The sequence below is a fragment of the Streptomyces lancefieldiae genome, from assembly GCF_031845825.1.
In the GTDB taxonomy this organism is placed as follows: Bacteria; Actinomycetota; Actinomycetes; order Streptomycetales; family Streptomycetaceae; genus Streptomyces; species Streptomyces lancefieldiae.
The window spans coordinates 107,002-132,700 of sequence record NZ_JAVRFH010000022.1; the positions used below are offsets into that span (position 1 = coordinate 107,002).

The window sequence follows — 25,699 nt, forward strand, 5'->3', positions numbered from 1 at the left end:
AGTGCGGTGCGGCGGGGCGGGTACGCTCCGGGGGCATGAAGCTGGCGTTCTCCACCCTCGGTGTCCCCGGCCTGCCCCTGACCGACGTCCTGGGGCTCGCGACCGCGCACGGCTACCACGGTGTCGAGTTGCGCACCCACCCCGAGGAACCGGTGCATCCAGGGCTGAGTCCGGACGAACGGGCCGCGGTGACGGCCCGGTTCAAGGAGGCGGGCGTCGAGCTGCTGGGCGTGGCGGGGTACGCGCGGGTCGCCGCCCCGGGTGACGACGAAGCCGTCGTCACCGAGATCCGTGCCCTGCTCGAGCTGGCCCGCGACCTGGGCGCCCCGTACGTCCGGGTCTTCCCCGGCGGCGGCACCGACCAGAGCCCCGAGGAGGCCGACGCGACGGCCGCCCGGCGGCTGGGCACGGCCGCCGAGTACGCCGCCGACCTGGGCGTGCGCGTCCTGCTGGAGACCCACGACTCGCACCGCACCGGCGCCGACGCCATGCGCGTCCTCGGCCTGGTCGGGCACCGCCAGGTCGGCGCCCTGTGGGACGTGATGCACACCTGGCTGGGCGGCGAGCAGCCCTCCGAGAGCTACCTGGCCCTCTCCCCGTACCTCGGCTACGTCCAGGTCAAGGACATCGCCTCCCCCGACGACACCACCCCGCTGCCGCTGGGCGCCGGTGTGCTGCCGCTCACCGAGGTGGTGGACGTCCTCTCCCGCCACGGCTGGGACGGCTGGCTGTGCTGGGAGTACGAGAAGCGGTGGTACGAGTCGGCCGCCCCGTTGCCCCCGTTGCTGGACGCGGGGCGCGAGCACCTCACCCGGCTGCTCAGCGACGCGGCGTGAGCGGGGGCACGGGCGCGGGCGTCGGCGCGGGCGGGAGTGTGGGCGTCGGCACCGCGGAACGCACCCGGCGCTCCAGCCGCTCCCGGCACTGCGGCCATTCCGCCGCCGTGATCGAGTAGATCGCGGAGTCGCGCAACCGGCCGTCCTCGCCCGGCGCCCAGGAGCGGGACCAGTTGCGCAGGACGCCCTCGAACCGGGCGCCGACCGATTCGATCGCGGCGCGGGAACGGTCGTTGCGGGCGTCGGTCTTCAGGTCGACCCGGGACACGTCCCAGACCTCGAAGGCGTGCCGGAACAGGAGCAGCTTGGCCTCGGCGTTCACGCCCGTGCCCTGGGACGAGCGGGCCAGCCAGGTGAAGCCGACCTCGATCGCGTCGAGGGCGTCGTCCGTCCGCCAGGACCGGGGTTCCCAGTAGGCGGTGGCGCCGACCGCCCGCCCGGTGGCGAGGGACACCTGGGCGTAGGGCGCCAGCCGTCCGGTGGCCGCCCGAGCCAACTGGGCGTCGATGTAGGCGCCCACCTCGTCGGCCGTCGGCACCCACGTAAACGCGTAGGTGTCGCGGTCCTCCTCCGCCGCCACCGCCAGGTCGGCCGCGTGCCGGTGGTCCAGCGGCTCCAGTCGTACCAGCGTGCCTTCGAGGACCGGGCCGTTCAGGGTGAATGTCACCGGACGGATTCTTCCGCCGGTGCGGGGGGCCGTCCAACGAATTCCGGTCCGGTCGCCCTCACCTCCGGCATCCGGGCCCGGCCGCGCCGTGCGGGGGTGAGCGTCGTCAGGGCCACCCCGCCCACCAGCAGCGCCGCCGCGCACCAGCGCAGCGGGGTCACCGACTCGCCGAGGAAGAGGGCGGCCGACGACATGCCGAAGACGGGAACCAGGAGGGAGAACGGCGCGACCGTGGAGGCGGGGTGACGGCGCAGCAGCCAGCCCCAGGCGCCGAAGCCGAAGACGGTCGAGACCCAGGCGACGAAGAGGATCGTGCCCGCGCCCTGCCAGTCCAGGCCGCGCAGGGCCGCGAGGTCCTCGGACGGGCCCTCGGTGAGCAGGGAGAGGGCCAGCAGCGGGAGCACCGGGACGGTGGACACCCACACCATGAAGTTCAGCGCGTCGGGCGGGGACGCCTTGCGGGTCAGGACGTTGGACAGGCCCCACGCGGCGGCCGCGCCGACGACCATCACGAAGGCGCCCAGCGGGCCGGAGGCGCCCTCGTCGACCGCTGCCACGCCGATGCCGGCCAGCGCCACCAGCATGCCCAGCACCCGTACCCGGGTGGGGCGTTCGCCCAGGACCGCCGCCGCGATCACCGCCGTGAACACCGCCTGGATCTGCAGCACGAGGGACGACAGACCGGCCGGCATCCCCGCGTCCATGCCCACGAACACCAGGCCGAACTTCGCCACGCCCAGCACCAGGCCCACCGACGCGATCCACTTCCAGGCCACCTTCGGGCGGCCCACGAGGAAGACGGCGGGCAGGGCGGCCGCCAGAAAGCGCAGGGCGGAGAAGAGCAGCGGCGGGAAGTGGTCGAGGCCGATCTCGATGACGGTGAAGTTCACGCCCCAGACGGCGGCGACGAGGACGGCGAGGCACAGGTGGGAAGGTCGCATGCGTCGAGGATCACCTTCCGCGACCGTGAAGCACCAGCGATGATTGCTGCATGGTTGGATGAAGCATCGCTAACCGAAGCATCCAACCCGTCGCGAACCGCTCGCCGACCGTCCGAGCCCGGGAGTCGTCATGCTCGACCTCCAGCGTCTGCGTGCCCTGCACGCCGTGTCCGTGCACGGCACCGTCGGCGCGGCCGCCGCCGCGCTCGGCTTCACGCCGTCCGCCGTGTCCCAGCAGATCGCCAAGCTGGAGCGGGAGACGAGGACCGTGCTTCTGGAGCGGGAGGGGCGCGGGGTGCGGCTCACCGACGAGGCGTGGCACCTGGCCGCCACGGCCCGTGAGTTGATGACCCTGGTGGAGCGGGCGGAGACCCGGCTGGAGGAGCGGCGCGGGGTGCCGGCGGGGCGGCTGACCGTGGCGGCGTTCGCCTCGGCGGCGCGCGGCCTGCTGCCGTCCGTGCTGGCCGACCTGGCGGCCCGGCATCCCGCGCTCGACGCCCGGCTCACCGAGGTCGACCCGCACCTGTCGGTGGACCTGGTCGCGAAGGGCGCCGTCGACCTGGTCGTGGCGCACGACTGGGACATCGCCCCGCTGCCCGCCCCGGCCGGGGTGGAGCAGGCGTGGATCGGGGACGACCTGTGCGATCTGCTGGTCCCCGAGGGGCACCGTTTCGCGGGGCGGGCCGCCGTACGGCGTGCGGAGCTGGGCGGGGAGCGGTGGATCTGCCAGCCGCCCGGGCGGGTCTGCCACGACTGGCTGCTGCGGACCCTGCGGGGCGCCGGGCACGAGCCGGACATCGTCCACCAGGCCGACGAGAACCCGACGCTCGTCGCGCTGGTCGCGGCCGGGCTCGGCGTCGCGCTGATCCCCCGCCTGGGGCGCGGGCCCCTGCCCGCCGGGGTGGTGGAGGTGCCGCTCGACCCGATGCCCGTACGGCGGCTGTACGCGCTGTGGCGCACGGGTGCGGCGCGCCGTCCGGCGATCGCGGAGACGGTGCGCACGCTGCGGGAGCACTGGCCGACCGTGTCGGCCCACGCCGCCCCGACCGTACCCCCCTCACACGGCCCCACCCCCGCCTGACCAGGTGGTGCGCCGCGCGGGGGCGGCTCCGCGCGGACCGGGTGGGCCCCGGTCCGCGGCGAAGGGAGGAAGGCGTGGGCCGGGAAGCGGGCGGGCCCGCGAAGGCACCCCGCCGCGCCACGCCGCCCGTAGCCGTGCCCATCGCCCGTAGCCGTGCCCATCGCCCGTAGCCGTGCCCATCGCCCGTAGCCGTGCCCATCGCCCGGCGCCGCCTCATCCGTCACGGTGACCCCGCCCGTACCGACTTGGGATTCCCGGGCCCGGCCGGGAACCCCGTCCGGGCCGCGTCCGTCCAATCCGCACGCTGCCGGACGAGTCCGAACGGTGCGGTGTCGGCCTCGCTGCCGGCTGCGATCGCCGACCACCCTCTCCGCCGTACCGCGGCCGGCAGCACGCCGTCGTCGGCGCGCCCCCCTCCCTGGCGCCGACGGCGGCCCCTCGGGCCTCCTCGCCACCGCTTCGGGCGACTCCTGTGCGCTCCCTTGACTGGCAGAAACTTCCCGGATATTGGTGGCTCCTTGGAAGTTTCCTTCAGCAGCTCTCCAGCGATTCCCCAGCGGATCACTCCGGAAGGAGCGCACGTGCACCACAGCAGCACGGCCGGCCCGGGAAGCACCGCACAGCCCTCCAGACGTACCGTCCTCACCGCCACCGCGGTCGTCACCGCGGCCCTCGCGGCCGGCGGCGGCACCGCGTACGCCGACGGCCGCGGGCCCGACGACGACAAGCTCCGCGCCCTCATCTCCCGCATGACACTGGAGGAGAAGGTCGGACAGGTCTTCGTGACGCGGGTGTACGGACACTCCGCCACCGCCCCCGACCAGGCCGACATCGACGCCAACCTCAAGGAGCTCGGCGTCCGCACCGCGGCCGAGCTGATCGCCAGGTACCGGGTGGGCGGCGTCATCTACTTCGCCTGGGCGCACAACACCCGCGACCCGCACCAGATCGCGGACCTGTCCAACGGCATCCAGAAGGCGTCCCTGGAGCTGCCGCGCGGCCTTCCGGTGCTGGTCTCCACCGACCAGGAGTACGGGATCGTCGCTCGCGTGGGCGAGCCGGCGACCCTGTTCCCCGGCGCGATGGCCGTCGGCGCCGGCGGGTCGCGGTCCGACGCCCGCACGCTCGGCCGGATCGCGGGCGCCGAACTGCACGCGATGGGCATCCGCCAGGACTACTCCCCCGTGGCCGACGTGAACGTCAACCCGGCCAATCCGGTGATCGGCGTCCGTTCCTTCGGCGCCGATCCCGACGCGGTGGCGGGGATGGTGACCGCCGAGGTGACGGGGTACCAGCGCTCCGGTGTCGCCGCGTGTGCCAAGCACTTCCCCGGGCACGGGGACACCGCCACCGACAGCCACACCGGCTTCCCGGTCATCACGCACAGCCGCGAGCAGTGGGAGGAGCTGGACGCGCCGCCCTTCCGCGCGGCCATCGAGGCCGGCATCGACGCGATCATGACCGCCCACCTCATGGTCCCCGCGCTGGACGACTCCGGCGACCCGGCCACCCTCTCGCGCCCCATCCTCACCGGCATCCTGCGTGAGGAACTCGGCTACGACGGGGTCGTGGTCACCGACTCCCTCGGCATGGAGGGCGTACGGTCGAAGTACGGCGACGAGCGCGTACCGGTGCTGGCGCTGAAGGCGGGCGTCGACCAGCTCCTCAACCCGCCCGACCTGGACCTCGCCTGGAACGCCGTGCTGACGGCCGTGCGCGAGGGCGAACTCACCGAGGCGCGGCTCGACGAATCGATCCTGCGCGTGCTGCGGCTGAAGGCGAAGCTGGGCCTGTTCCGGGACGCCTACACCAGCCGGCGGGACGTCGACCGCACCGTCGGCACCCGGGCGCACCTGGCCGCGGCCGACCGGATCGCCGAGCGGACCACCACGGTGCTGGTCAACGAGGGGCGGCTGCTGCCGCTGTCCCGGTCCGACCACCGCAGGCTGCTCGTCGTCGGCGCCGATCCCGCCTCCCCGTCCGGCACGACCGGCCCGCCCACGGGCGTCCTCGCGGGCGCGCTGACGGAACTGGGCTTCACGGCCACCGCCCTGTCCACGGGCACCGCGCCCTCCGCCGCCGTCATCGACCGCGCGGTCGCGGTGGCCGGGGACGCCGACGCGGTGGTCGTCGCCACCTACAACGTCACGGCGGGCAGCAGCCAGCGGACCCTCGTCACACGGCTGCTGGCGACCGGGAAGCCGGTGGTCGCGGTCGCGATCCGCAATCCGTACGACGTGGCCCAGCTCCCGGACGTCCCCGCCTACCTCGCGGCCTACTCCTGGACCGATGTCGAGGTGCGGGCGGCGGCCCGGGTGATCGCGGGGCGGGTACGGCCGCGCGGGAAGCTGCCGGTGCCCGTGGTGCGGGCGGACGATCCGGCGACGGTGCTCCTCCCCCTCGGGCACGGGCTGTCGTACCGGTCGTAGGACGTAGCGCGCCCTACGCCACGCGCCGGGGGCGCCCCCGTCGCCCGGGCGCAATGCACCCCGCGCGTCTGGCGTGCGCCCGCTGCGGCGGGTCACGCTGGACCGGGGATCCGGGGGGACGGCGATGCGTGAGAAATGGGCCGCGGGAGTGCTCTGCGCGCTGTCGGCACTGTGCGCCACGACGCTGCTGACGGGCTGCCGCGGCCCGTCCGGCGCGGGGGACGCGGGCGGGGAGGGACGCCTCGGCGGGTCGTCGACGCCGGCCTCGGCGGCCGTCCGGCCCTCCGGGTACGGGGCGGTGTTCCTGGCGATCGACGAGTGCAGTTCGTTCGGGACGGCCGGTTTCACCGAGGTGCCGTGCGGCAGTGAGCGGGCGGCGGCGCGGGTCGTGGCCCGGGAGGGCGGCCGGGCGGGCGACGGGCCGCCGTGCCCGGCGACCACGGACTTCGTGCTGCACATCAGCGAGCAGCGGCCCTCCGCCGACGAGGACGGCGACGGCGCCGTGCCGCAGGGCTACGCCTGCATGCGGAGGCTTCAGCCCCCGCACCCCGGCGACCCGGGCGGCGGGGGCGGCCCGCGCACCATCGTCGGCGACTGCGTCCGCGACGCCGGGGACGGCAAGGTCCGCGAGGCCGCGTGCGACGGAACGGGCGAGCGGAAACCGCAGTTCAAGGTGGTCGACGCGGTCACCGTCCGGGCGGACTGCCCCGCCTCGACCGGCCTGTACGTCCGCCTCGGCGGCGAACGGCCGGTGGGCTGCGCCCGGCCGCTGTGAACGTCTCAGCAACGGCCGGGCACGGCTGCGGACTTGCTTACGGACCGACTACGGACTCACGGGCCGGCTACGGGCGCAGCGACTGCTCGCGCTGCACGTCCCGCCGGTCCAGCTCGGCGTCGAAGGCCGCCAGCGGCTTGGCCGCCGACGGGTTCTCCTGGACCTTGGCCGAGGCGACGCCCGCCCAGTCCAGGATGCGGGCCGTGGCGAGGGCCTTCTGCTCGGGCACCAGGCCGGCGACGTTGGCGCCGTGGTTCATGCCGGGCGCGGTGAGGACGTAGGAGTCCCGCGCGCCGTGGCCGAGGCGGAAGGGCTCGGCGCCCCACGGGTCGTTCTCGCCGTAGACGAAGAGCATCCGGCGGGCGTTGTTCTTCACCCAGGTGTCGACGTCCCGCATCGCCCGCGGCTCGAACGTCATCGGGATCGACCGGGGCACGAAGTTGCGCGGCGGCTGGTAGCCGTACCGGATGTACTTCTTCTCGATGTGCGGGAAGTGGATCGTGGGCGCGCCCAGCTGCGTGCCCGCCTGGTAGTAGTACGGCGTGTAGGTCTCCAGGCCCTGGTCGGTGTAGGCGGAGAAGCCGGAGATCGTGTCGACGGAGTCCCAGATCACGTCGTCGGTGGCGTTCTCGGCGTCGGCCGGGATGTCGGCGCAGTCCTCCAGGGTGCTGTACTGCCAGAAGCCCCAGACGTAGTCGAGGACGACGGCCTCGTACGCGCGGTCGAGGCTGCCGATGGTGTCGAAGGTGTAGCCGTTCTCCGCCGCGTACGCCGCGTACTTCTTCTCCAGCGGCGCCCGGCGCACCAGCGCCTCGCGCTGCACCCCGTTCAGCCGGTCGCGGCACTCCTCGGTGCCGACGCGGGCGAAGAAGCGGTCGTAGGCCGAGTCCTCGCGGTTCACCACGTCGTTGGGGGCGACGTAGGCGACGACGCCGTCCATGTCGCGCGGGTAGAACCGCTCGTAGTAGGTGGCGGTCATGCCGCCCTTGGAGCCGCCGGTGGAGATCCAGTTCCGGGAGTAGACGGGCTCGAGCGCCTCGAAGACGCGGTGCTGGTCGCTGGCGGCCTGCCAGATGTCCAGCTTGGACCAGTCGGCCGGCGCGGGCCGGGACGGGGTGAAGTAGCGGTACTCCATGGAGACCTGGTTGCCGTCCACGATCTGGGTCGGCTCGCGGCGGCTGGGGTTCGTGGAGACGTTGTAGCCGCCGGTGTAGAAGACCGTCGGACGCGTCACGTCCTTGTGCAGCACGGTGATCCGCTGCTGGAACGTGCCCTTGGACGGGCGCCGGTGGTCGACCGGCTGGGTGTAGTTGAGGACGAAGAAGCGGTAGCCGGTGTACGGCTTCTCCTCGATCAGGCTCATGCCCGGTATGGACAGCAGCCGGTCCTTGATGTCGACGGCCTTCGGCTCGGCGGCGGTGGCCGCGCCCGCCGTGCCGGCGGTGCCCACGAGCACCACGAACGCCAGCAGCCATCTGAGCGCCTTGCGCATGCACCCTCCCTGTGAAACAGATGTGCGCCGGAAGCTATCGGAGCAAGTCACCCGTACACCAGGGGAGATGAGGAAATGGCCGCCGGGAGTGGCGGGGGCCGCTTCAGCAGAGGATCCAGCCGGAGCCGACCGAGCCCCGGGACACCTCGCCCTTCACCCGCACGCAGCGTTTCCCGGCGTGCACGGTCACCGGCCCCGCCCGGTAGGCGTACTGCCCCGCGTCCACGACCGGCCGTCCGCCGCGCGCCTGCACGCTGACCGACATCTGCCGCCTGGTACCGGGCTTCTTGGGGACGGTGACGGCACAGACGTAGCCGCCGCGCTTGTAGACGAGGACGGAGCCGGTGGCGAACGGGAGCGTGCGGACCTTGCGGCCCGGGCAGGCCGCGGCGGCCTGCGCCTCCTGCGGCACGGCGACGGTGAGCAGCCCGGCCGCGGTCAGCACGGCCGTGCCGAGCGCCAGCCGCCGGCGTATTCCAGCACCACCCTGACCCACTGGGGTCCCCTCCGTACGACGGTCACGGACGTACGGATGTACGGACGCACGACATGTGTCGAATGGTTGCGCGAGTGTCAGCTGCTTGCGCGGGTGTCATCGCATCGCGCGGGCCGGCTCCTCCGGCTCGGCCGCACCGATGAAGGTCCGCCACAGTCGCGCGTACCGTCCGTCCAGCGCCAGCAGCTCGTCGTGCGTGCCGTCCTCGGCGACCCGCCCGTGGTCCATGACGACGACGCGGTCCGCGCGGGCGGCCGTGGTCAGCCGGTGTGCGACCACAAGGGTCGTACGACGGCCGGCGAGGCGGTCGGTGGCCTGGTTGACCTGCGCCTCCGTGGCCAGGTCCAGGGCCGCCGTCGCCTCGTCGAGGAGCAGTACGTCCGGGTCGACCAGCTCGGCGCGGGCCAGCGCGATGAGCTGCCGCTGCCCGGCGGAGAGATTGCGGCCGCGCTCGGCGACCTCGTGGAGGTAGCCGCCCTCCAGCGTGGCGATCATCTCGTGGGCGCCGACCGCGCGTGCCGCCGCCTCCACCTCGGCGTCGGTGGCGTCCGGGCGGCCGTAGGCGATGGCGTCCCGGACGGTGCCGGGGAAGAGGTACGCCTCCTGCGGGACGACGCCCAGCCGGTGCCGGTAGGCGGTGAGGTCGAGGTCGCGCAGGTCCTGCCCGTCGGCGGTGACCCGTCCGCCCGTCGGGTCGTAGAACCGGGCCACCAGCTTGACCAGGGTCGACTTGCCCGCGCCGGTCTCGCCGACGAAGGCGACGGTCTGCCCGGCGGGGATGCGCAGGTCGATGCCGGTGAGCGCCTCCTCCTCGTCACCGTACGTGAAGTGCACGTCCTCGAAGGCGATCTCGCCGCGCAGGGACGTGACGTCGAGCGGCTTCTCGGGGGGCCGGGTGGAGGTCGGCTCCCGCAGCAGTTCCTGGATGCGCCCGAGGGAGACGGACGCCTGCTGGTAGCCGTCGAAGACCTGGGAGAGCTGCTGCACGGGCGCGAAGAACAGGTCGATGTAGAGCAGGTACGCCACCAGCGCGCCGGTCGTCAGCGTCGCGTCGTCGATCCGCGCGCCCCCGACGATCAGCACGGCGGCGGCCGCGGCCGAGGACAGCAGCTGCACGAAGGGGAAGTAGACCGAGATCAGCCACTGTCCCCGTATGCGGGCCTGCCGGTAGCTGTCGCTGTGCTCGGCGAACCTCCGTCCCCCGTCGTGCTCGCGCCGGAACGCCTGCACGATCCGCAGCCCGGCCACCGACTCCTGGAGGTCGGCGTTGACGCCGGACACCCGCTCGCGGGCCAGTTCGTACGCCTTCACGCTGGCCCGCCGGAAGAAGTACGTGGCGATGATCAGCGGCGGCAGCGTCGCGAAGACGACCAGCGCGAGCTGCACGTCGATCACCAGCAGGGCGACCAGGATGCCGAAGAAGGTGACGACCGAGACGAACGCGGTCACCAGCCCCGTCTGCAGGAACGTCGACAGCGCGTCCACGTCCGTCGTCATCCGGGTCATGATCCGGCCGGTCAGCTCGCGCTCGTAGTAGTCGAGGCCGAGCCGCTGGAGCTGGGCGAAGATCTTCAACCGGAGCGAGTAGAGGATCCGCTCCCCGGTCCGGCCGGTCATGCGGATCTCGGCGCTCTGCGCCGCCCACTGGGCGAGCACGGCGAGCAGGCCCAGCAGCGAGGCCGCCCAGACCGCGCCGAGGGCGACCCGTGTGACGCCCTCGTCGATGCCGTGCCGGATCAGCACCGGGAGCAGCAGTCCCACCCCGGCGTCGACGGCGACGAGGGCGAGGCTGATCAGCAGCGGGGCGCGGAAACCGCGCAGCAGGCGGCGCAGGCCGTACGACTCCTCCGGCTGGACCGCCCGGGTCTCGTCGACGTCCGGGGTCCCGTCCGCCGGGGGCAGCGCGTCGACCTGGGCGAGGAGCTCGGGGGTGGCCGGGGTGCCGGCGAGGGCGGTGTCCTTCGGCGTGCGGTCGCCGGTCCACAGCCGTGGGGTGACCCCGCGCTCGGCGTCGAACTCGGCGTCCAGCTCGTCGCGTACGGAGGTGTCCTCGGCGGGTGCCGCGGGCGGGGCGTGCCCCGGCGACACCCCGCCGAGCTCGTCGGGGTCGGTCAGCAGGCGCCGGTAGAGCGCGGACCGCTCCTGGAGCTCCTCGTGGGTGCCGAGGTCGGCGAGACGGCCGCGGTCGAGGACGGCGATGCGGTCGGCGAGGCCCAGGGTGGAGCGGCGGTGGGCGATGAGGAGCGTCGTGCGGCCCCGCATGACCTCCTTCAGCGCCTCGTGGATCTCGTGCTCCACCCGGGCGTCCACGGCGGACGTGGCGTCGTCCAGGACCAGCAGCCTGGGGTCGGTGAGGATCGCGCGGGCGAGCGCGACGCGCTGGCGCTGGCCGCCGGAGAGGGTCAGGCCGTGCTCGCCGACGGTGGTCCCGTAGCCGTCGGGCAGGTCGCTGATGAACCCGTGGGCCTGCGCGGCCCGCGCGGCGGCCTCGATCTCCTCGTCGGTGGCGTCCGGACGGCCGTAGGCGATGTTGGCGCGCACGGTGTCGGAGAAGAGGAAGGAGTCCTCGGGCACGAGCCCGATCGCGGCGCGCAGCGAGTCGAGGGTCAGCTCGCGCACGTCGTGGCCGCCGACGAGGACGGCGCCGCGCGTCACGTCGTAGAAGCGCGGCAGGAGCAGCGAGACCGTGGACTTGCCGGAACCGGAGGAACCGACGACGGCGAGGGTCTCGCCGGGACGGATCTCGAACGAGAGGCCGTCGAGGACGGGAGTGCCCTTCCCGGAGTCCGAGCCGTATCCGAAGGCGACGTCGTCGAACTCGACGGTCGCGGGCGCGTCTGCGGGGAGGGTCTTGCGGCCGTCCTCGATCGAGGGTTCGGTGTCGATCAGCTCCAGGACGCGTTCGGTGCCCGCGCGGGCCTGCTGGGCGACGGTGAGGACCATGGCCAGCATGCGGACCGGGCCGACGAGCTGGGCGAGGTAGGTGGAGAAGGCGACGAAGGTGCCGAGCGTGATGTTCCCGCGTACGGCCAGCCAGCCGCCGAGGGCGAGCATGGCGACCTGGCCGAGGGCGGGCACGGCCTGGAGGGCCGGGGTGTAGGTGGCGTTCAGCCGGATCGTCCGCAGCCGCCCGGCGAAGAGCCTGCGCCCGACCTCCCTGAGCTTGCCGGTCTCCTGCTCCTCCTGCCCGAAGCCCTTCACCACGCGTACGCCGCTCACCGAGCCGTCGACCACGCCGGCGACGGCGGCGGCCTGGGCCTGGGCGTACCAGGTGGCGGGGTGCAGGCGGGTGCGGCTGCGCCGGGCGATGAACCAGAGGGCGGGCGCGACGGCGAGCGCGACGAGCGTCAGCGGGGGTGACAGCCACGCCATGATGACCAGGGAGATCAGGAAGAGCAGGACGTTCCCGATGGTCATCGGGAGCATGAACAGCAGGCTCTGGATCAGCTGGAGGTCACTGGTCGCCCGCCCCACGACCTGCCCCGTGGACAGCTCGTCCTGCCGCCGCCCGTCGAGCCGGGTGATGGTCCCGTACATGTCCGTGCGCAGGTCGTGCTGGACGTCGAGGGCGAGTCGGCCGCCGTAGTAGCGGCGGATGTAGGTCAGGACGTACACGACGACGGCGGCGCCTGTCAGGAGGCCGGCCCACACGGCCATGTCCCTGGTCTTGTCGCCGATCACGTCGTCGATGATCACCTTGGTGATCAGCGGGACCAGGGCCATGACGGCCATGCCGCCCAGCGAGGCGCCGAGGGCGAGGACGACGTCCTTGGGATAGCGCCAGGCGTAGCCCGCCAGTCGTCGTGCCCATCCCCGTTGCGCGTCCACGCCGTGCCCTCCGGTCGGTCGTCCTTCTCACCTGATCTACCGGAAGGCACCAACACGGGCGACCGGGGATTTCATCCCGCCGCAACAATTCAGGCGCGCACGCGGAGCCGGAGGAAGCGGGTCGTCTGTACGTCGCTCCGGTTGTCGTCGCTGACGATCAGGACGTCCAGGCGGCCCTTGCTCCGACCGGTGACGGCCATGCCCTCGAAGTTGTCGAGGAGCGGATTCGGCTGGGGCTGCCTGGCGGCGGCGCCGAGGGAGGGGCAGTCGGCGAGGTCGGCGAGGAGGCTCTTGCCGAGCGTGGCGCCGCGCCGGTCGGCCGCGTACAGGCGGACGCTGTTGCCGACCCCGGAGGTGAAGCCGCGCTCCAGGACGAGGAGGCGACCGTCGGGGGTCGCGGTGACCTCGGAGACGCCGAGGCCGGTGTCGGTCCGGTACGTGTACTGGGCGCCGAGCCGGAAGGGGCCGTGCCCCGTCCGCTGCCAGGTCTGGAAGCGGACCAGGCCGGCGGGATCGCCGGCCAGCGGGTACTCCATGGAGGCGAGCAGGGTCCGGCCGCCGGGGAGGAGCGTGAGCCCCTCGAAGCTGCCGTTCGCCCTGGCCCGGCCCCCGGGGGCGGTACGGAGGTCGTCCGGCACGGGCAGGCGGCCGAGGATCTCGCCGGTGCGGGAGTAGCGGCGGACGGACGGCTCGGTCTCGGAGGAGACGAGGTACGTGCCGTCGCCGTCGACGACCAGTCCCTCGGCGTCGAGCGCGGCGCCGCTCTCGTCGGCGAGCGCGATCACACCCCGCGGCTCCAGGGTGCGTGCGTCCAGCCGGAAGAGGGACGAGCGGTCGGAGAGGGCGGCCAGGGAGCCGCGCCTGTCGGGGGCGAGGGCGGAGAGGTTGCCGACGTAGGTGTCGCCGTGGGTGGTCTTGTCGAGGGCGTCGGAGTAGCCGGTGAGGGAGACGGCGGGCGAGCAGTCGTTCCTCGGCGGCTTCTCCTGCGCGGCGGCCGGTCCGGCGGCGGTCAGGCAGCCGGCCGCCGCGAGACCCGCGGTGACGGTGGCGAGGACGGTACGGAGGGTTCTCGGGCGCATGGGCGCCACCCTAGTGCCGCGGCAGGCAACGTTTGCCCGGTAAGGAGCGGCGTCCGGTGCGTGCTCTCGGCGTGCCGGCCGGAAGCCCTCGTACTGGACGTACTCGGGCTTTCGGCCGGTGCGGCGAGAGTGCGTGCCGGGCGTCGCGACGGGGCGAACGTTGCCTGTTGCGGCACTAGGACGGGGGGATGGCCGGAAGTTGGCCGCTTGACGAAGGACGGGGATCAGGGCGGGGTTCAAGGAGGCCGTGCTGGCAAGTAATGAGCCATGCCAGAGCAGAAGGAAAGCGGTCAGAGGCTGGCCGGGCGGCTGTACGCGACGCTGCGGGTGCTGAAGTTCATCGCGGACCCCCGCAGCCCCAAGCCGACCCTCCAGGACGAGTTCAAGGACAAGGACAGTCCGCGCCAACGGATCCAGGCGCTGAAGCTGGACCTCTTCGAGGACCTGGTGACCGCTGTCCAGAAGGGCCGGCACGCGGAGGCGATGGCCGAGGTGTTCCGCGCGATGCCCGCCGTGGTGCCCCTGAAGCAGGGTGCCCTCAAGGACAACCTCGGCCAACCCGAACTGGCCGAGTTCAACGCCGGATACCGGGCTCAGCTCACGACACTCAAGGAGACGGTGCCCGAACTGCTCGACTGACCCGCCTCGTTCAACGCGACCGCATGCCCCTGCTCACCGCGATGCGGTGCACGTCGGTCAGCGCCTCTCGCATCCGGGTCAGGCAGAAGCGGAGCTGCTCGGGCGTCGCCCGCGCGTCGGCGAGCAGGTCGGCGGCGTGCTCCAGCAGGTCCTCGGCCATGTCCAGTTGGGTGGTCTCGATGACGTCGGCCATCCGGGACAGCCGTCCGCCGCCGTCGGTCAGCAGGTAGCAGGGCTTGCCCCCGGAGCCCACCCAGGGCAGCAGCCGGGCCTGGCGCGGGCGGTCGTTCACCGGGCCACCTCCACGCCGTGGAGCACACGCGGCCCGAGGTCGACGCCGTGCACCGCGACCCGCAACGCCCGGCGCCGGACCCGCTGCCGCCGGGCCTCCTCGCGCCGTTCGTGGGCCAGCAGGTAGGGGCGTACGAGGGCGTTGTCCTCACCGCGCAGGGCGGGCATGCCGGTGCGGTGGACGGTGACGTCCGCGAGGTACGGGGGTGCGGTGGGCGTCGTCGCGGGACGACGTCGTCGGCGCCGCCGGCCCGAGCCCGGCAGGAGCAGGTCGAGCAGAAGCAGGGGCAGCCCGGCGAAGCGGGCGGTACGGTGACGCATGTCGTCGACTCCGTAGCGATCGGTGACCATGCCCCCGGACCGGTGCGACGGTCGCGGGGGTCTCGCTTTCCGTAGCGATCCGCGTACAGAGTGAGACGGCCGGAGCTAGGCTCGCCAGAGGTACGGATGTGACAACGCCTTTGTCACACGGGAGTCGAACGGATGAGCAACATCTACGGCGACTGGCTCAAGCAGCAGCGCGAGGCGGCCGACCTGACGCAGCAGCAGCTGGCCGACATGGCCATCATGACGCGGTCGCACATCGCCCACATCGAGGCGGGGCGCCGGGTGCCGTCGAAGGACGACGCGCGACGGCTGGACCGGGCCCTGAACACGGGGGATGTGCTGAGCAGCTTCCTTCCTCCGGAGGAGGCGGCGGTCGCGGACTACTTCGAGGCGGCGCGGCTGCTGGAGGCGCAGGCGGTGGCGATCCGGGAGTCAGCCGTGACATTCATCCCCGGCCTCCTGCAGACGGAGGGGTACGCACGTGCTGTTCTCGGTACCACGTACCCTCCGTTGACGGCCGAAGAATGTGACAGGCGCCTTGTCACACGCCTCGAACGGGGAAAGCTCCTCGACGATCCGGCCACCCCCATCTTCTGGGGGCTGCTGGACGCGGCACTGCTGCACCGCGTGGTCGGTGACCGGCAGGTAATGGCAGACCAACTCACACACCTTTCCCGGCTCGTGGAGAGCGGCCGTGTCCGGGTGCATGTGATGCCCCACCAACAAGGCGCCTATCCGGTGATGCAGAGCATGCTGAGTCTGCTGTGGTTCGAGGACCAGCCCCCCGTGGCGTACTCGGAAGGTATCCACGTCGCCAAGATCCACGACAGTCCAGCCGTCGTCGAGCGTTTGCAGGGCGCTTACTATCACGCGTTGAGCGATGCACTGCCACTACGTGAATCGCTTGCCCTGCTCAAGTCGACCGCGAAGGACTACAAGGACGATGCCTGAGAACATTGCGAACGCGGCCGACCTCGTAGGCTGGCGCAGGTCCACGTACAGCGGCAACGAGGCAGGCAGCTGCGTAGAGGTGATGGACGGGCACCCTTCTGGGATACCCGTGCGGGACTCGAAGGTGCCGGGGGGGCCGGCGTTGGTGTTCTCGGTGGCCGGCTGGACGTCGTTCATCACAGCCCTCAAGGAAGCCCCCACCCCCTCAAAAGCGTGAACACCACCCCCCTCCCTGTCATCCACTCGCTCATTTGAGTGGCCCCATGACAGAACGCCCCCAAGTGCTCACGCTTTTTCGACGATAGGGCCATGAGCCCCGCCCCTCGGCACGACCGCAACCCTCCCGGCACAGGGCATGTGATCAGCACAGTCCGCACTCTCATGCGCACCGATGGTCTGGACGTGTCCGTGACCGCCATCGCCCGCGCTTGTGGAGTCTCCCGCAACTACCTCTACACGAGCTGGAAGACCGCCTCCGCACTGCGTCTGCGCGCGCTGACGGTCGAACTCGCACGGGCCTTCGACGCCGCACACCGCACCCACCCGAGCGACGGCACCGTCGAGGGGATCACCGGGCACCTCTGCCAGGTCGTACGCAACGTCCGGCGCCACCCGACGACAGCGGCCGTCGCCCGTACCTCGCCCACCGCGATGGCGAAGGCGCACGTGACGACCGACGGCCCTCTGGTGCGGGTCGTGACGGAATGCGTCGGCGACCTGCTGCACCCGCTCGCACCGAGCGGCGGAATCTGGAGCGATCCCGTCCTTCACTCCCGGCCCTGGAAGATCCTGTGGATCGCCCGTCCCGCCGCCCTCTGTCCCGAGGCCGTCGGCGACCAGGAGTGGGAGGACACCCTGGACGCCGCCTTCGCCGAACTGCTGCGCGACCTGCTCACCCCGTGGGCGGCCGCAGCGGAGTGACCCCGCACGGGATTCACAGCTCGCCCCCAGGCGGACCACAGCCCGTGCCCATCGACCGTGGACACGGTGGCGTGGTGACATCTGCCACCGCTCCACCGCACGCGGCCACCGAGCCGCCCGCCCCTTCCCCCACGGCCGACACGCCCCGATGGTCGCGGCCCGCTCTGCCGGCGATCCTCGTCCTGGCAGCCGGGCTGTACGCCTGGAACCTGTCCGGGGCCGGCCTGAACAGCTTCTACAGTGCCGCCGTGCTCAGCGGCACCGAGAGCTGGAAGGCGTGGTTCTTCGGTTCGCTGGACGCGGGGAACTTCCTGACCGTCGACAAGCCGCCCCTGGCGCTGATGGTCATGGGCCTGTCCTGCCGCCTCTTGGGATACGGCACCTGGCAGATGATGCTGCCGCTGATCGTGGCAGCGCTGGCGACGATCTGGATCCTGCACGCCTCGGTGAAGCGGGTGTGGGGCCACGGCGCGGCGGCACTCGCCGCGCTGGTGCTGGCGCTGACCCCGATCACGGTCGCCATCAACCGGGACAACAACCCCGACACACTGCTGGTGCTGTTGATGGTGGGCGGAGCGGCCCTCGGGCTGCGCACGGTCCGCGACGGGCGGCTGCTGCCCCTGCTGGGCTCGGCGGCCTGCTTCGGGCTCGCCTTCAACACCAAGATGCTCCAGGGCTACATCGCGCTCCCGGCGGTCTTCGTCGTGTACGTCTACGCGTCGGACCTCGGCTGGACCAAGCGGGTCAGGAACCTGGTGCTCGCCGCCGTCGCCCTGGCCGTCTCCAGTTTCTGGTGGGCGGCGGCGGTGTCCCTGGTGCCCGCCTCCGCGCGGCCGTACATCGGCGGTTCGACGGACGGCACGGCCTGGGACCTGATCACGGGCTACAACGGCCTCGGCCGGATCTTCGGCGGCGACGGCAACATGGGCGGCGGAGGCGGGGGCGGCGGAGGCGGCTTCTCGGGCGCGGCGGGCATCGGCCGGATGTTCAACGACGTCCTCGGCGGCCAGATCTCCTGGCTGCTCCCCTTCGCGGGCATCGCGCTCGTCGGCGGCCTGGCGCTCTGCGGCCGGGCGCCCCGCACCGACCCCACGCGCGCCGCGCTGGTGCTGTGGGGCGGCTGGACGGTCCTGCACTACCTGACGTTCAGCATGGCCGAGGGCACGATGCACCCGTACTACACGACCGCGCTCGCGCCGGGCATCGCGGCGCTGTGCGGGGGCGGCGGTGTCATGCTGCTGCGTGCCTTCCGCGCCGACCGGCGGTGGGTGTGGGTGCTGCCCCTCGCTCTCGGTGTCACCGGGGTCTGGGCGATCGTGCTGCTGCGCCGCGCGTCCGGCTGGAACACCTGGCTGTGGCCTGCGATCGCGGTGGTCATGGCGCTGGCGATCGCGGGGCTGCTGGTCTTCCGTTCGGGGCGCCGGACGCGACTGCTGGCGGCGTCCGTGGCGGCGGCCGTCGTCGCCGGGGTCGCGGGTCCGGCGGCGTACGCGTGGTCGGTGCCGTCCGGTTCGGGCGGCGGCATGGGCGGGACCAACCCGACCGCCGGGCCTTCCACGGGTGGCGGCATGGGCGGGCCGGGCGGCGGAGGCGACGGCGGCCGGGGCGGGTTCCCGGGCGGCGGGGGCGGCGAGGGGCCCGGCGGGCAACCGCAGGACGGCCAGAACGGCCCGGGCGGCGGCACCTTCCCGGACGGCGGCACTTTCCCGGACGGCGGCACTTTCCCGGACGGCGGTGAACTGCCCGGCGGCGGCGAGAACGGCCAGGCCCCCGGCAACACCGAGGGAGCGGGCGGCACACCCCCTCAGACCGGCACGGGGGCGAACGGCGACACGGACGCGAACGGTAGCACCGGCGCCAAGGGCGGCACGGGCGGCACCGACGCGAACGGCGACACCGGCGCGGGCGAACGACCGGGCGGCACCGGCGGCTTCGGCGGCGGAATGGGCGGCGGCGGAATGGGCGGTGCGAGCAGCGAGCTGATCGCCTACCTGAAGAAGCACCAGGACGGCGCCAGGTGGCTGCTGGCGGTGTCCAGTTCGCAGGGCGCCGCGCAGCTCATCCTCAGCAGCGGAGAACCGGTCATCTCCATGTGGGGCTGGTCCGGCAGCGACAACGCGATGACCCTCGCCCGGCTCAAGGAGCTGGTGGCCAAGGGCGAGCTGCACTACGTCCAGGTCGGCGGCCAGGGCATGGGCGGCGGCATGGGCCGCGGCTCCGGGGTCGGCGCCGAGGTCACCCAGTGGGTGCAGGAGCACGGTACGGCCGTCGAGGAGAGCGAGTACGGCGCGACCTCCTCCTCGTCCGAAAGCACGCCGTCCGTCTACCGGTTGGACCCCTCGGACGTGAACTGACTTCCGGCACACCCGTCACTGCGGCCCCCGACCACCCCGGTCGGGGGCCGTGGTCACGCAATCGCCACGTTCCGTACACCCCACCTCCTACATGTCCATGCCACGCTCGATCCACCGCTTCTTGCAACCCGCGTAGATCGGACACCCCACATGCTCGCGACGCGCACTCGACGCCGGAGGGCGGTGGCCCTCGCCACGGCCGTCGTCCTCGCCGGCCTCGCCGCTCCCGCCCTGACCGCGACGCCGGCCACGGCCACGGCGACGGCGACGGCCGCCACGCCCACGGACTACGACTCGACGTACTACAAGAACGCGATCGGCAGGACGGGGGCGGGCCTCAAGTCCTCGCTCCACACGATCATCAGCGACCAGACCAAGCTCTCGTACTCCGCGGTCTGGGACGCCCTGAAGGCCACCGACCAGGACCCCGCCAACAGCGGCAACGTGATCCTGCTCTACTCCGGCGTCTCCCGCAGCAAGTCACTGAACGGCGGCGACACCGGCGACTGGAACCGTGAGCACGTGTGGGCCAAGTCCCACGGCGACTTCGGCACCTCGATCGGGCCCGGCACCGACCTGCACCACCTGCGCCCCGAGGACGTCAGGGTCAACAGCGTCCGGGGCAACAAGGACTTCGACAACGGCGGCAGCGCCGTCTCCGGCGGCGGCGGAAGCCTCACCGACTCCGACTCCTTCGAGCCCCGCGACGCCGTGAAGGGCGACGTGGCCCGCATGATCTTCTACATGGCGGTCCGCTACGAGGGCGGCGACGGCTGGGCCGACCTGGAGGTCAACAGCAGCGTCAACAACGGCAGCAACCCCTACATCGGCAAGCTCGCCGTGCTGAAGGAATGGAACGACGAGGACCCGCCGGACGCCTTCGAGCAGCGCCGCAACCAGGTCATCTTCGACTCCTACCAGCACAACCGCAACCCGTTCGTCGACCACCCGGAGTGGGTGGAGGCGATCTGGTAGGCGCCCCCGGTCAGCCGAGGTGCGTCGGCGCGAACATCCGCAGCGCCGCGGGGAGCACGACCACCTGCGGGCCCGGTGCGGCGAGCGCCTTCGCCAGGTCCGTCTCCAGGGTGCCGGGGGACGTACGCACCCCGGGCACCCCGAAGGACTCGGCCAGCGCCACGAAGTCGGGGCGGGTCAGCTCCGTCGCCGTGGCCTGCCCGAAGGCGTCCGTCATGTACTCGCGCAGGATGCCGTAGCCGCCGTCGTCGACGATCAGCCAGGTGACGTTCAGGTCGTACTGGCGGGCCGTGGCCAGTTCGGCGACGGAGTACAGGGCGCCGCCGTCGCCGGACACCGCCAGCACCGGACGGGTGGGGTCCGCGGCGGCGGCACCCAGCGCCGCCGGGAAGCCGTAGCCGAGGCCGCCGGCGCCCTGGGCCGAGTGCATGGTGTTGGGGCCCTTGGCGTCGAAGGCCGACCACGCCCAGTAGGTCAGGATGGTCATGTCCCAGAAGGACGGGGACGCGGCGGGCAGTGCCCTGCGGACCGCCGCCAGCACGTCCTGCTCCAGGGTGAGTCCCTGGGCGGCGATCCGCTCGCGGACGCGGTCCAGCAGCGCGCGGACCCGCTCCGGGGCTGTCGGGTCGGGGCGCTCCCCGACGGTTTCCAGGAGCGCCTGGAGCGCGAGGCGTGCGTCGGCGTGGACGCCGAGCGCCGGGTGGTTGGACTCCAGTTTGCCGAGGTCGGCCTCGATCTGGACGACCCGGCCACGCGGCTCGAACGTGTGGTAGTTCGAGGAGAGTTCGCCGAGTCCCGAGCCGACCACCAGGAGTACGTCGGCGTCCTCCAGGAAGTCCGTCGTGTGCCGGTCCTCCAGCCAGGACTGGAGGGAGAGGGGGTGCGTCCACGGGAACGCGCCCTTGCCGCCGAAGGTCGTGACGACGGGGGCCTGGAGCCTCTCCGCGAGCTGCCGCAGCTTCTTCGACGCGTCCGCCCGGACGACTCCCCCGCCCGCGATGATCGCCGGACGGGCGGCCCGTGACAGCAGGTCGGCCGCCACCGCCGTCAGTTCGGGGCGTGGGGGCAGTTCCTCGGGGAAGGTGTCGCCGCCCGTCACCACCGGGACGGCCGTCCGTGCCAGGAGGACGTCCTGCGGGATCTCCACCCACACCGGTCCGTGCGGGGCGGTCAGCGCCGACGTCCACGCCTGAGCGATCGCGGACGGGATCTGGGACTGGGTGCGGACCGTGTGGACGGACTTCACCACGCCCCGGAAGGAGGCCGCCTGGTCGGGGAGTTCGTGCAGGTATCCGTGGCGGCCGCCGCCCAGGCCGGCCGTCGGGACCTGGCTGCTGATCGCCAGGACGGGGGCGGAGGCCGCCCGCGCCTCGTGCAGCGCGGCCAGCGAGGTGAGGGCGCCCGGGCCGGTCGACAGCAGCAGCGGGGCCGCCTCGCCGGTGATGCGGCCGTAGGCGTCCGCCGCGAAGCCGGCGTTGTTCTCCACCCGCAGGCCGACGTAGCGCAGGTCGGAGCGGCGCAGCGCGTCGAACACGCCGAGGGCGTGCTGGCCGGGCAGGCCGAAGACGGTGGTCGCGCCGAGCCCGGCCAGGGTCTCCACGACCAGGTCTCCGCCGGTGCGGCCGGGCGGAGGGTTCAGCGCGGCCTCCGTCTGGGCGGCGGTCGGACGGAGCACCAGGTCGTGGTCGTGGGTCACTTCGCTGCCTTCTCCTGGGCGATCCGGCGGGACATGAGCGTCGTCAGTTCGTAAGCGGTGTGGGAGGCCGCCACCGACGTGATCTCCGCGTGGTCGTACGCGGGGGCCACCTCGACGACGTCGGCCGACACCAGGTTGCAGGATGCCAGGCCGCGCAGGATCTCCAGCAGCTCGCGGGAGGTCATGCCGCCGGCCTCGGGGGTGCCGGTGCCGGGGGCGTGGGCGGGGTCCAGGCAGTCGATGTCGATGGAGATGTAGAGGGGCCGGTCGCCGATGCGCTGGCGGAGCTGGTCGGCGACCTCGTCGGCGCCGCGGCGGTAGACGTCCGAGGAGGTGACGATGCCGAAGCCCATCTTCTCGTCGTCGGTGAGGTCCTGCTTGCCGTACAGGGGGCCGCGGGTGCCCACGTGGGAGAGCGCCGACGTGTCGAGGATGCCCTCCTCCACCGCGCGCCGGAACGGCGTGCCGTGCGTGTACTCGGCACCGAAGTAGGTGTCCCACGTGTCCAGGTGGGCGTCGAAGTGGAGCAGGGCGACCGGGCCGTGCTTCTTCGCGACCGAGCGCAGCAGCGGGAGCGCGATGGTGTGGTCGCCGCCCAGGGTCATCAGGCGGGCGCCGGTGCCGAGGAGGTCGTCGGCGGCGGCCTCGATCGTCTCGACGGCCTCGTTGATGTTGAACGGGTTCACGGCGATGTCGCCGCCGTCCGCGACCTGGGCGAGGGCGAAGGGGGAGGCGTCCTGGGCCGGGTTGTAGGGGCGCAGCAGGCGGGAGGCCTCGCGGATGGCGTTGCCGCCGAAGCGGGCACCGGGCCGGTACGAGACGCCCGAGTCGAACGGCACGCCCACGACGGCGACGTCGGCGGCGGCGACCTCGTCCAGGCGGGGCAGCCGGGCGAACGTCGCGGGACCGGCGTACCGGGGGACGCGGGAGGAGTCGACGGGGCCGCGGGGCGTCTCGTTGCTGCTCATGTGCTGCCTTCCTTCTTACGCTTCGTCGCGTATGTACTACTGCTGTCCGACTTTACCGAGGGGCCGGGGCCGCCGGTCCGGGCTGGGCCGCGGCCGACACTAGGTGGCTGCGAAGCGGCTGCGAAGTGTACGTTTCATCCACTCATCGTCGCTCGAACGGAGGGAATGTCCACCATGCAGGAGTCGGCCGTTCCCCCCGCGTCTCCCGCGCCCGTGCCTCCCACTCCCCCGGTGTCCCTCGAGTCCCTGCTGTCGCGGGACGACCTGGGGCTGCGCCAGGTCGCCGGGCCGCCGGCCGCGGGCGTGACGGTCCACTGGGCGCACACCTCGGAGATGTCCGACCCCTTTCCGTATCTGCTGGGCGGCGAGCTGCTGCTGACGGCGGGCGTGCACATCCCGCGGGGTGCGGACTCGGAGGCCTACTTCGACGCCTACGTGTCCCGGATCGTGGCGGCGGGCGGCGCCGCGCTCGGCTTCGGGGTGGCGCCCGTGCACGACACCGTGCCCAAGGAGCTGGTCGCCGCCTGCGAGGCGTACGGGCTGCCGCTGGTGGAGGTGCCCCCGCGGACGACGTTCTCGGGCGTGGCCCGCGCGGTGTGGCAGCTGATGGCGCAGGCCCGGCTGGCCGAGCTGCGCCGGATCTCCGAGGCCCAGCAGGGCCTGGCCTCGGCGGCCTCGCGTCCCGACCCGGTGCCGTCGGTGCTGCGCCGGCTGGCCGCCCGGCTCGACGGGCGTGCGGTGCTGTTCGGGCCGCAGGGCACGGAGATCGCGGCGGCGGGGCGGGAGACGGGGGGTGAGGTACGGCGGGCGCTGGCGGAACTGGCCCGGTTCGTCACCGGCCACGCCTCCAGCACCGCCACGGACGCCGTCGCCGGCACCCGGCTCGCCGCGTACGCCCTCGGCACCGGGCAGGGCTTCGTCCTCGGGGTCGCGGCACCGCACCACGCGTCGGGGGACAGGTCGGGGGACCACACCATCGCCTCGGTCGCCGCCGTGCTGCTCTCCCTCCTCACCGGCGAGCACCTGAGCGGCACGGGTGCGGCCCGCTCCTCCGCGCTCGTACGGCTGCTGCTGGGCGCCCGGCCCGAGCAGGTCGCCCCGCTGCTCGGCGGAGGGGACGGCGAGGGCGGCGGCCACTGGCACGTCGTCCACGCCCGCCCGGACACCGGCTCCCCCGACCCGGTGTCCGCCTCGGCGCTGGGCGCGGCCCTCGGCTCCCCGCTGGTCGACCCGGCCGGGGACGTCGTACGGGTCCTCGTACCGGCCACCCCGCAGGCCGCCGCGACGCCGGCCCCAGGGGTCAGCACGGAGCCGGACCCGAAGGCCCCCACCGGCACGAAGCCGGACCCGAGAACCCACCCCGGCACGAAGCCGGACCCGACGACCCACCCCGGCACAGGGGCGGGCTTGAAGGCCCGGACCGGCGCGGGGAAGCGGGGCGAGGCTGGTTCGGCAGCCGCCACCGGTCCGACCGCCTCGTCCGGTCCGACCGCCTCGTCCGGCCAGGCGGCCTCCCCCGGCCCCACAGGCCGCATCACCGGCGCGGTCGGCTCCGCCGCCGCGGGCCGCACCACCGGGGCGAAGGCCGCCGCCGATCCCGGCCCCGACGCTCTGCCCGGCTGGACCCTCGGCGTCAGCGCCCCCGTCGCCCCCGCCGAGTGGCCGGCCGCCGACGCCCAGGCGGCCCGCGCGCTGGCCCGGGCCAGGGCCCTCCGCGCGCCGCTCGTCCGGCACGGCGCGCGGCCCGCGCTCGCCGACCTCGTGCCGGACAGCGAGGCCGAGGCCCACGCGCGTGCGCTGCTCGCGCCGGTCGCGGCCGTCCCGGCGCTCACCGAGACGCTGCGCGCCTGGCTCTCCCTGCACGGCAGCTGGGACCGCACCGCCGTCGCCCTGTCCGTGCACCGCAACACCGTCCGGCAGCGCATCGCCCGCTGCGCGGCCCTGCTGGACAGCGACCTCGACGACCCGGACGTACGGATGGAGCTGTGGTTCGCGCTGCGGAGGTGAGCCACGTCCCAGCGTGCGGCGTGCCGCAGACGCCGACCGGCGGCTGCCTCACAATGGAGCCATGCCGATACCCGGGACACCCAGCCGCGCCGAACTCGCCGAACACCTCGTCAGGACGCGTATCGCGGGCGACGTCGCAACGCCCCGCGAGAACAACCTCTCCCACTACCGGAAGCTGGCGAACGGCGACCGCAACTACTGGCTCGGCCTGGAGTTGGGCGACCGCTGGAGTGACGAGCAGGACGTGCTCGCGGTGATGGCGGAGCGGGTGGGTGTCAACGACGACCCGGAGTACCGGTACGGCCAGGACACCATCGACCCCGAGCTGACGGTGGCCGCGCTGGAGCGCATGGCCGGGCGGCTGCGCAAGGCGGCCGAGGGCGGGCAGCGGGTGCTGTTCGCCACCGGCCACCCGGGCGGTCTGCTCGACGTGCACCGCGCCACGGCCCAGGCGTTGCGCACCGCCGGCTGCGAGATCGTGGTGATCCCGGAGGGGCTGACCACGGAGGAGGGGTACGTCCAGCAGTTCGCGGACGTGGCGGTGCTGGAGCACGGCGCCTCGCTGTGGCACACGCACTCCGGCGGGCCGATGCAGGCCATCCTGACCGGCCTGGAGCGCGAGGGTCGCCCGCTGCCCGACCTGGTGGTCGCCGACCACGGCTGGGCGGGTTACGCCGCTCAGCACGGCGTCGACTCCGTCGGCTACGCCGACTGCAACGACCCGGCGCTCTTCCTCGCCGAGTCGGAGGGCACGCTGCAGGTGGCGGTACCGCTGGACGACCACGTGGTGAGCCCGCGGTACTACGACCCGATGACGGCGTACCTGCTGGCGGAGGCGGGGCTGGAGGCGGGCCGGGCGTAGGGGGGTCGACGGGGGGCGACGGAGGGGGACGGCTTCGCGCTCAAACGCCGCGGTGTTCGGCGCAGTAACGGCAGTACCGGCCCC

General features: G+C 73.1%; 22 protein-coding genes. 12 read left to right on the forward strand and 10 right to left on the reverse strand.

Annotated elements, in window-relative coordinates; all coding sequences use genetic code 11:
* Nucleotides 1-35 precede the first annotated feature (35 nt).
* On the forward strand, nucleotides 36-836 hold the full coding sequence (locus tag RM812_RS21945) for a sugar phosphate isomerase/epimerase family protein (RefSeq protein WP_311574928.1): 801 nt from the start codon (nucleotides 36-38) through the stop codon (nucleotides 834-836).
* On the opposite strand, the gene RM812_RS21950 is transcribed toward RM812_RS21945, so the two are convergent.
* Together RM812_RS21950 and RM812_RS21955 are read right to left on the reverse strand one after the other, a co-directional pair.
* A complete protein-coding gene (locus tag RM812_RS21950; protein WP_311574929.1) occupies nucleotides 820-1,503 on the reverse strand; it encodes a GNAT family N-acetyltransferase in 684 nt (227 codons plus the stop codon). The two genes, RM812_RS21945 and RM812_RS21950, sit on opposite strands and share 17 nt — an antisense overlap.
* Nucleotides 1,500-2,444: an EamA family transporter gene (locus RM812_RS21955; protein ID WP_311574930.1), complete on the reverse strand. Its 945-nt coding sequence runs from the start codon at nucleotides 2,442-2,444 to the stop codon at nucleotides 1,500-1,502. The genes RM812_RS21950 and RM812_RS21955 overlap by 4 nt, the downstream gene beginning before the upstream one ends.
* Nucleotides 2,445-2,574: 130 nt before the next feature.
* Here RM812_RS21955 and RM812_RS21960 point away from each other — a divergent pair, with 130 nt between their 5' ends.
* The 3 genes from RM812_RS21960 (at nucleotide 2,575) to RM812_RS21970 (ending at nucleotide 6,729) form a co-directional block, all read left to right on the forward strand.
* Nucleotides 2,575-3,525 (forward strand): LysR family transcriptional regulator, encoded by a 951-nt coding sequence (locus RM812_RS21960; RefSeq protein WP_311574931.1) that lies wholly within the window; start codon nucleotides 2,575-2,577, stop codon nucleotides 3,523-3,525.
* 581 nt (nucleotides 3,526-4,106) lie between these two features.
* Entirely contained in the window at nucleotides 4,107-5,954 is a 1,848-nt protein-coding gene (locus RM812_RS21965; RefSeq protein ID WP_311574932.1) for a glycoside hydrolase family 3 protein, read from the forward strand.
* Between the two features lie 124 nt (nucleotides 5,955-6,078).
* Nucleotides 6,079-6,729, forward strand: a complete 651-nt coding sequence (locus RM812_RS21970; protein WP_311574933.1) for a hypothetical protein — start codon at nucleotides 6,079-6,081, stop codon at nucleotides 6,727-6,729.
* A 67-nt stretch (nucleotides 6,730-6,796) separates the two neighbouring features.
* Here RM812_RS21970 and RM812_RS21975 read toward each other — a convergent pair whose 3' ends face one another.
* The 4 genes from RM812_RS21975 to RM812_RS21990 all read right to left on the reverse strand — a co-directional run bounded on the left by RM812_RS21975 (nucleotide 6,797) and on the right by RM812_RS21990 (nucleotide 13,624).
* On the reverse strand, nucleotides 6,797-8,221 hold the full coding sequence (locus tag RM812_RS21975) for a S28 family serine protease (RefSeq protein ID WP_311574934.1): 1,425 nt from the start codon (nucleotides 8,219-8,221) through the stop codon (nucleotides 6,797-6,799).
* Between the two features lie 103 nt (nucleotides 8,222-8,324).
* Nucleotides 8,325-8,717 carry a hypothetical protein gene (locus RM812_RS21980; RefSeq protein ID WP_311574935.1) on the reverse strand — a complete coding sequence of 131 codons (393 nt, stop codon included), beginning with the start codon at nucleotides 8,715-8,717 and terminating at the stop codon, nucleotides 8,325-8,327.
* A 96-nt stretch (nucleotides 8,718-8,813) separates the two neighbouring features.
* The gene (locus RM812_RS21985; RefSeq protein WP_311574936.1) at nucleotides 8,814-12,545 is read right to left on the reverse strand and encodes an ABC transporter ATP-binding protein; all 3,732 of its coding nucleotides are present in this window, start codon (nucleotides 12,543-12,545) and stop codon (nucleotides 8,814-8,816) included.
* Between the two features lie 89 nt (nucleotides 12,546-12,634).
* On the reverse strand, nucleotides 12,635-13,624 hold the full coding sequence (locus tag RM812_RS21990; protein ID WP_311574937.1) for an esterase-like activity of phytase family protein: 990 nt from the start codon (nucleotides 13,622-13,624) through the stop codon (nucleotides 12,635-12,637).
* Nucleotides 13,625-13,891: 267 nt separating this feature from the next.
* Between RM812_RS21990 and RM812_RS21995 the strand changes: the two genes are divergently transcribed.
* Nucleotides 13,892-14,263 carry a hypothetical protein gene (locus tag RM812_RS21995; protein WP_311574938.1) on the forward strand — a complete coding sequence of 124 codons (372 nt, stop codon included), beginning with the start codon at nucleotides 13,892-13,894 and terminating at the stop codon, nucleotides 14,261-14,263.
* Between the two features lie 10 nt (nucleotides 14,264-14,273).
* On the opposite strand, the gene RM812_RS22000 is transcribed toward RM812_RS21995, so the two are convergent.
* Both RM812_RS22000 and RM812_RS22005 read right to left on the reverse strand, forming a co-directional pair.
* Nucleotides 14,274-14,555: a hypothetical protein gene (locus RM812_RS22000; protein ID WP_311574939.1), complete on the reverse strand. Its 282-nt coding sequence runs from the start codon at nucleotides 14,553-14,555 to the stop codon at nucleotides 14,274-14,276.
* The gene (locus RM812_RS22005) at nucleotides 14,552-14,875 is read right to left on the reverse strand and encodes a hypothetical protein (protein WP_311574940.1); all 324 of its coding nucleotides are present in this window, start codon (nucleotides 14,873-14,875) and stop codon (nucleotides 14,552-14,554) included. Before RM812_RS22005 ends, RM812_RS22000 begins: the two co-directional genes overlap by 4 nt.
* 162 nt (nucleotides 14,876-15,037) lie before the next feature.
* Here RM812_RS22005 and RM812_RS22010 point away from each other — a divergent pair, with 162 nt between their 5' ends.
* From RM812_RS22010 to RM812_RS22030, 5 genes are all read left to right on the forward strand, one after another.
* Nucleotides 15,038-15,832 carry a helix-turn-helix domain-containing protein gene (locus RM812_RS22010; protein ID WP_311574941.1) on the forward strand — a complete coding sequence of 265 codons (795 nt, stop codon included), beginning with the start codon at nucleotides 15,038-15,040 and terminating at the stop codon, nucleotides 15,830-15,832.
* A complete protein-coding gene (locus tag RM812_RS22015; RefSeq protein WP_311574942.1) occupies nucleotides 15,825-16,049 on the forward strand; it encodes a DUF397 domain-containing protein in 225 nt (74 codons plus the stop codon). Before RM812_RS22010 ends, RM812_RS22015 begins: the two co-directional genes overlap by 8 nt.
* A gap of 164 nt (nucleotides 16,050-16,213) precedes the next feature.
* Nucleotides 16,214-16,753 carry a hypothetical protein gene (locus tag RM812_RS22020; RefSeq protein ID WP_311574943.1) on the forward strand — a complete coding sequence of 180 codons (540 nt, stop codon included), beginning with the start codon at nucleotides 16,214-16,216 and terminating at the stop codon, nucleotides 16,751-16,753.
* A gap of 74 nt (nucleotides 16,754-16,827) precedes the next feature.
* Nucleotides 16,828-19,107 carry a mannosyltransferase YkcB-related protein gene (locus RM812_RS22025; protein ID WP_311574944.1) on the forward strand — a complete coding sequence of 760 codons (2,280 nt, stop codon included), beginning with the start codon at nucleotides 16,828-16,830 and terminating at the stop codon, nucleotides 19,105-19,107.
* Nucleotides 19,108-19,257: 150 nt separating this feature from the next.
* Entirely contained in the window at nucleotides 19,258-20,082 is an 825-nt protein-coding gene (locus RM812_RS22030) for an endonuclease I family protein (protein ID WP_311574945.1), read from the forward strand.
* A gap of 10 nt (nucleotides 20,083-20,092) precedes the next feature.
* Here RM812_RS22030 and RM812_RS22035 read toward each other — a convergent pair whose 3' ends face one another.
* On the reverse strand, nucleotides 20,093-21,778 hold the full coding sequence (locus tag RM812_RS22035; RefSeq protein ID WP_311574946.1) for a thiamine pyrophosphate-binding protein: 1,686 nt from the start codon (nucleotides 21,776-21,778) through the stop codon (nucleotides 20,093-20,095).
* Entirely contained in the window at nucleotides 21,775-22,746 is a 972-nt protein-coding gene (speB, locus tag RM812_RS22040) for an agmatinase (protein WP_311574947.1), read from the reverse strand. The genes RM812_RS22035 and speB overlap by 4 nt, the downstream gene beginning before the upstream one ends.
* A 174-nt stretch (nucleotides 22,747-22,920) precedes the next feature.
* On the opposite strand from speB, the gene RM812_RS22045 reads away from it, so the two are divergent.
* Together RM812_RS22045 and RM812_RS22050 are read left to right on the forward strand one after the other, a co-directional pair.
* Nucleotides 22,921-24,753 carry a PucR family transcriptional regulator gene (locus tag RM812_RS22045; RefSeq protein ID WP_311574954.1) on the forward strand — a complete coding sequence of 611 codons (1,833 nt, stop codon included), beginning with the start codon at nucleotides 22,921-22,923 and terminating at the stop codon, nucleotides 24,751-24,753.
* A gap of 61 nt (nucleotides 24,754-24,814) precedes the next feature.
* A complete protein-coding gene (locus RM812_RS22050; RefSeq protein WP_311574948.1) occupies nucleotides 24,815-25,615 on the forward strand; it encodes a phosphatase in 801 nt (266 codons plus the stop codon).
* The last annotated feature ends 84 nt before the right edge of the window (nucleotides 25,616-25,699 follow it).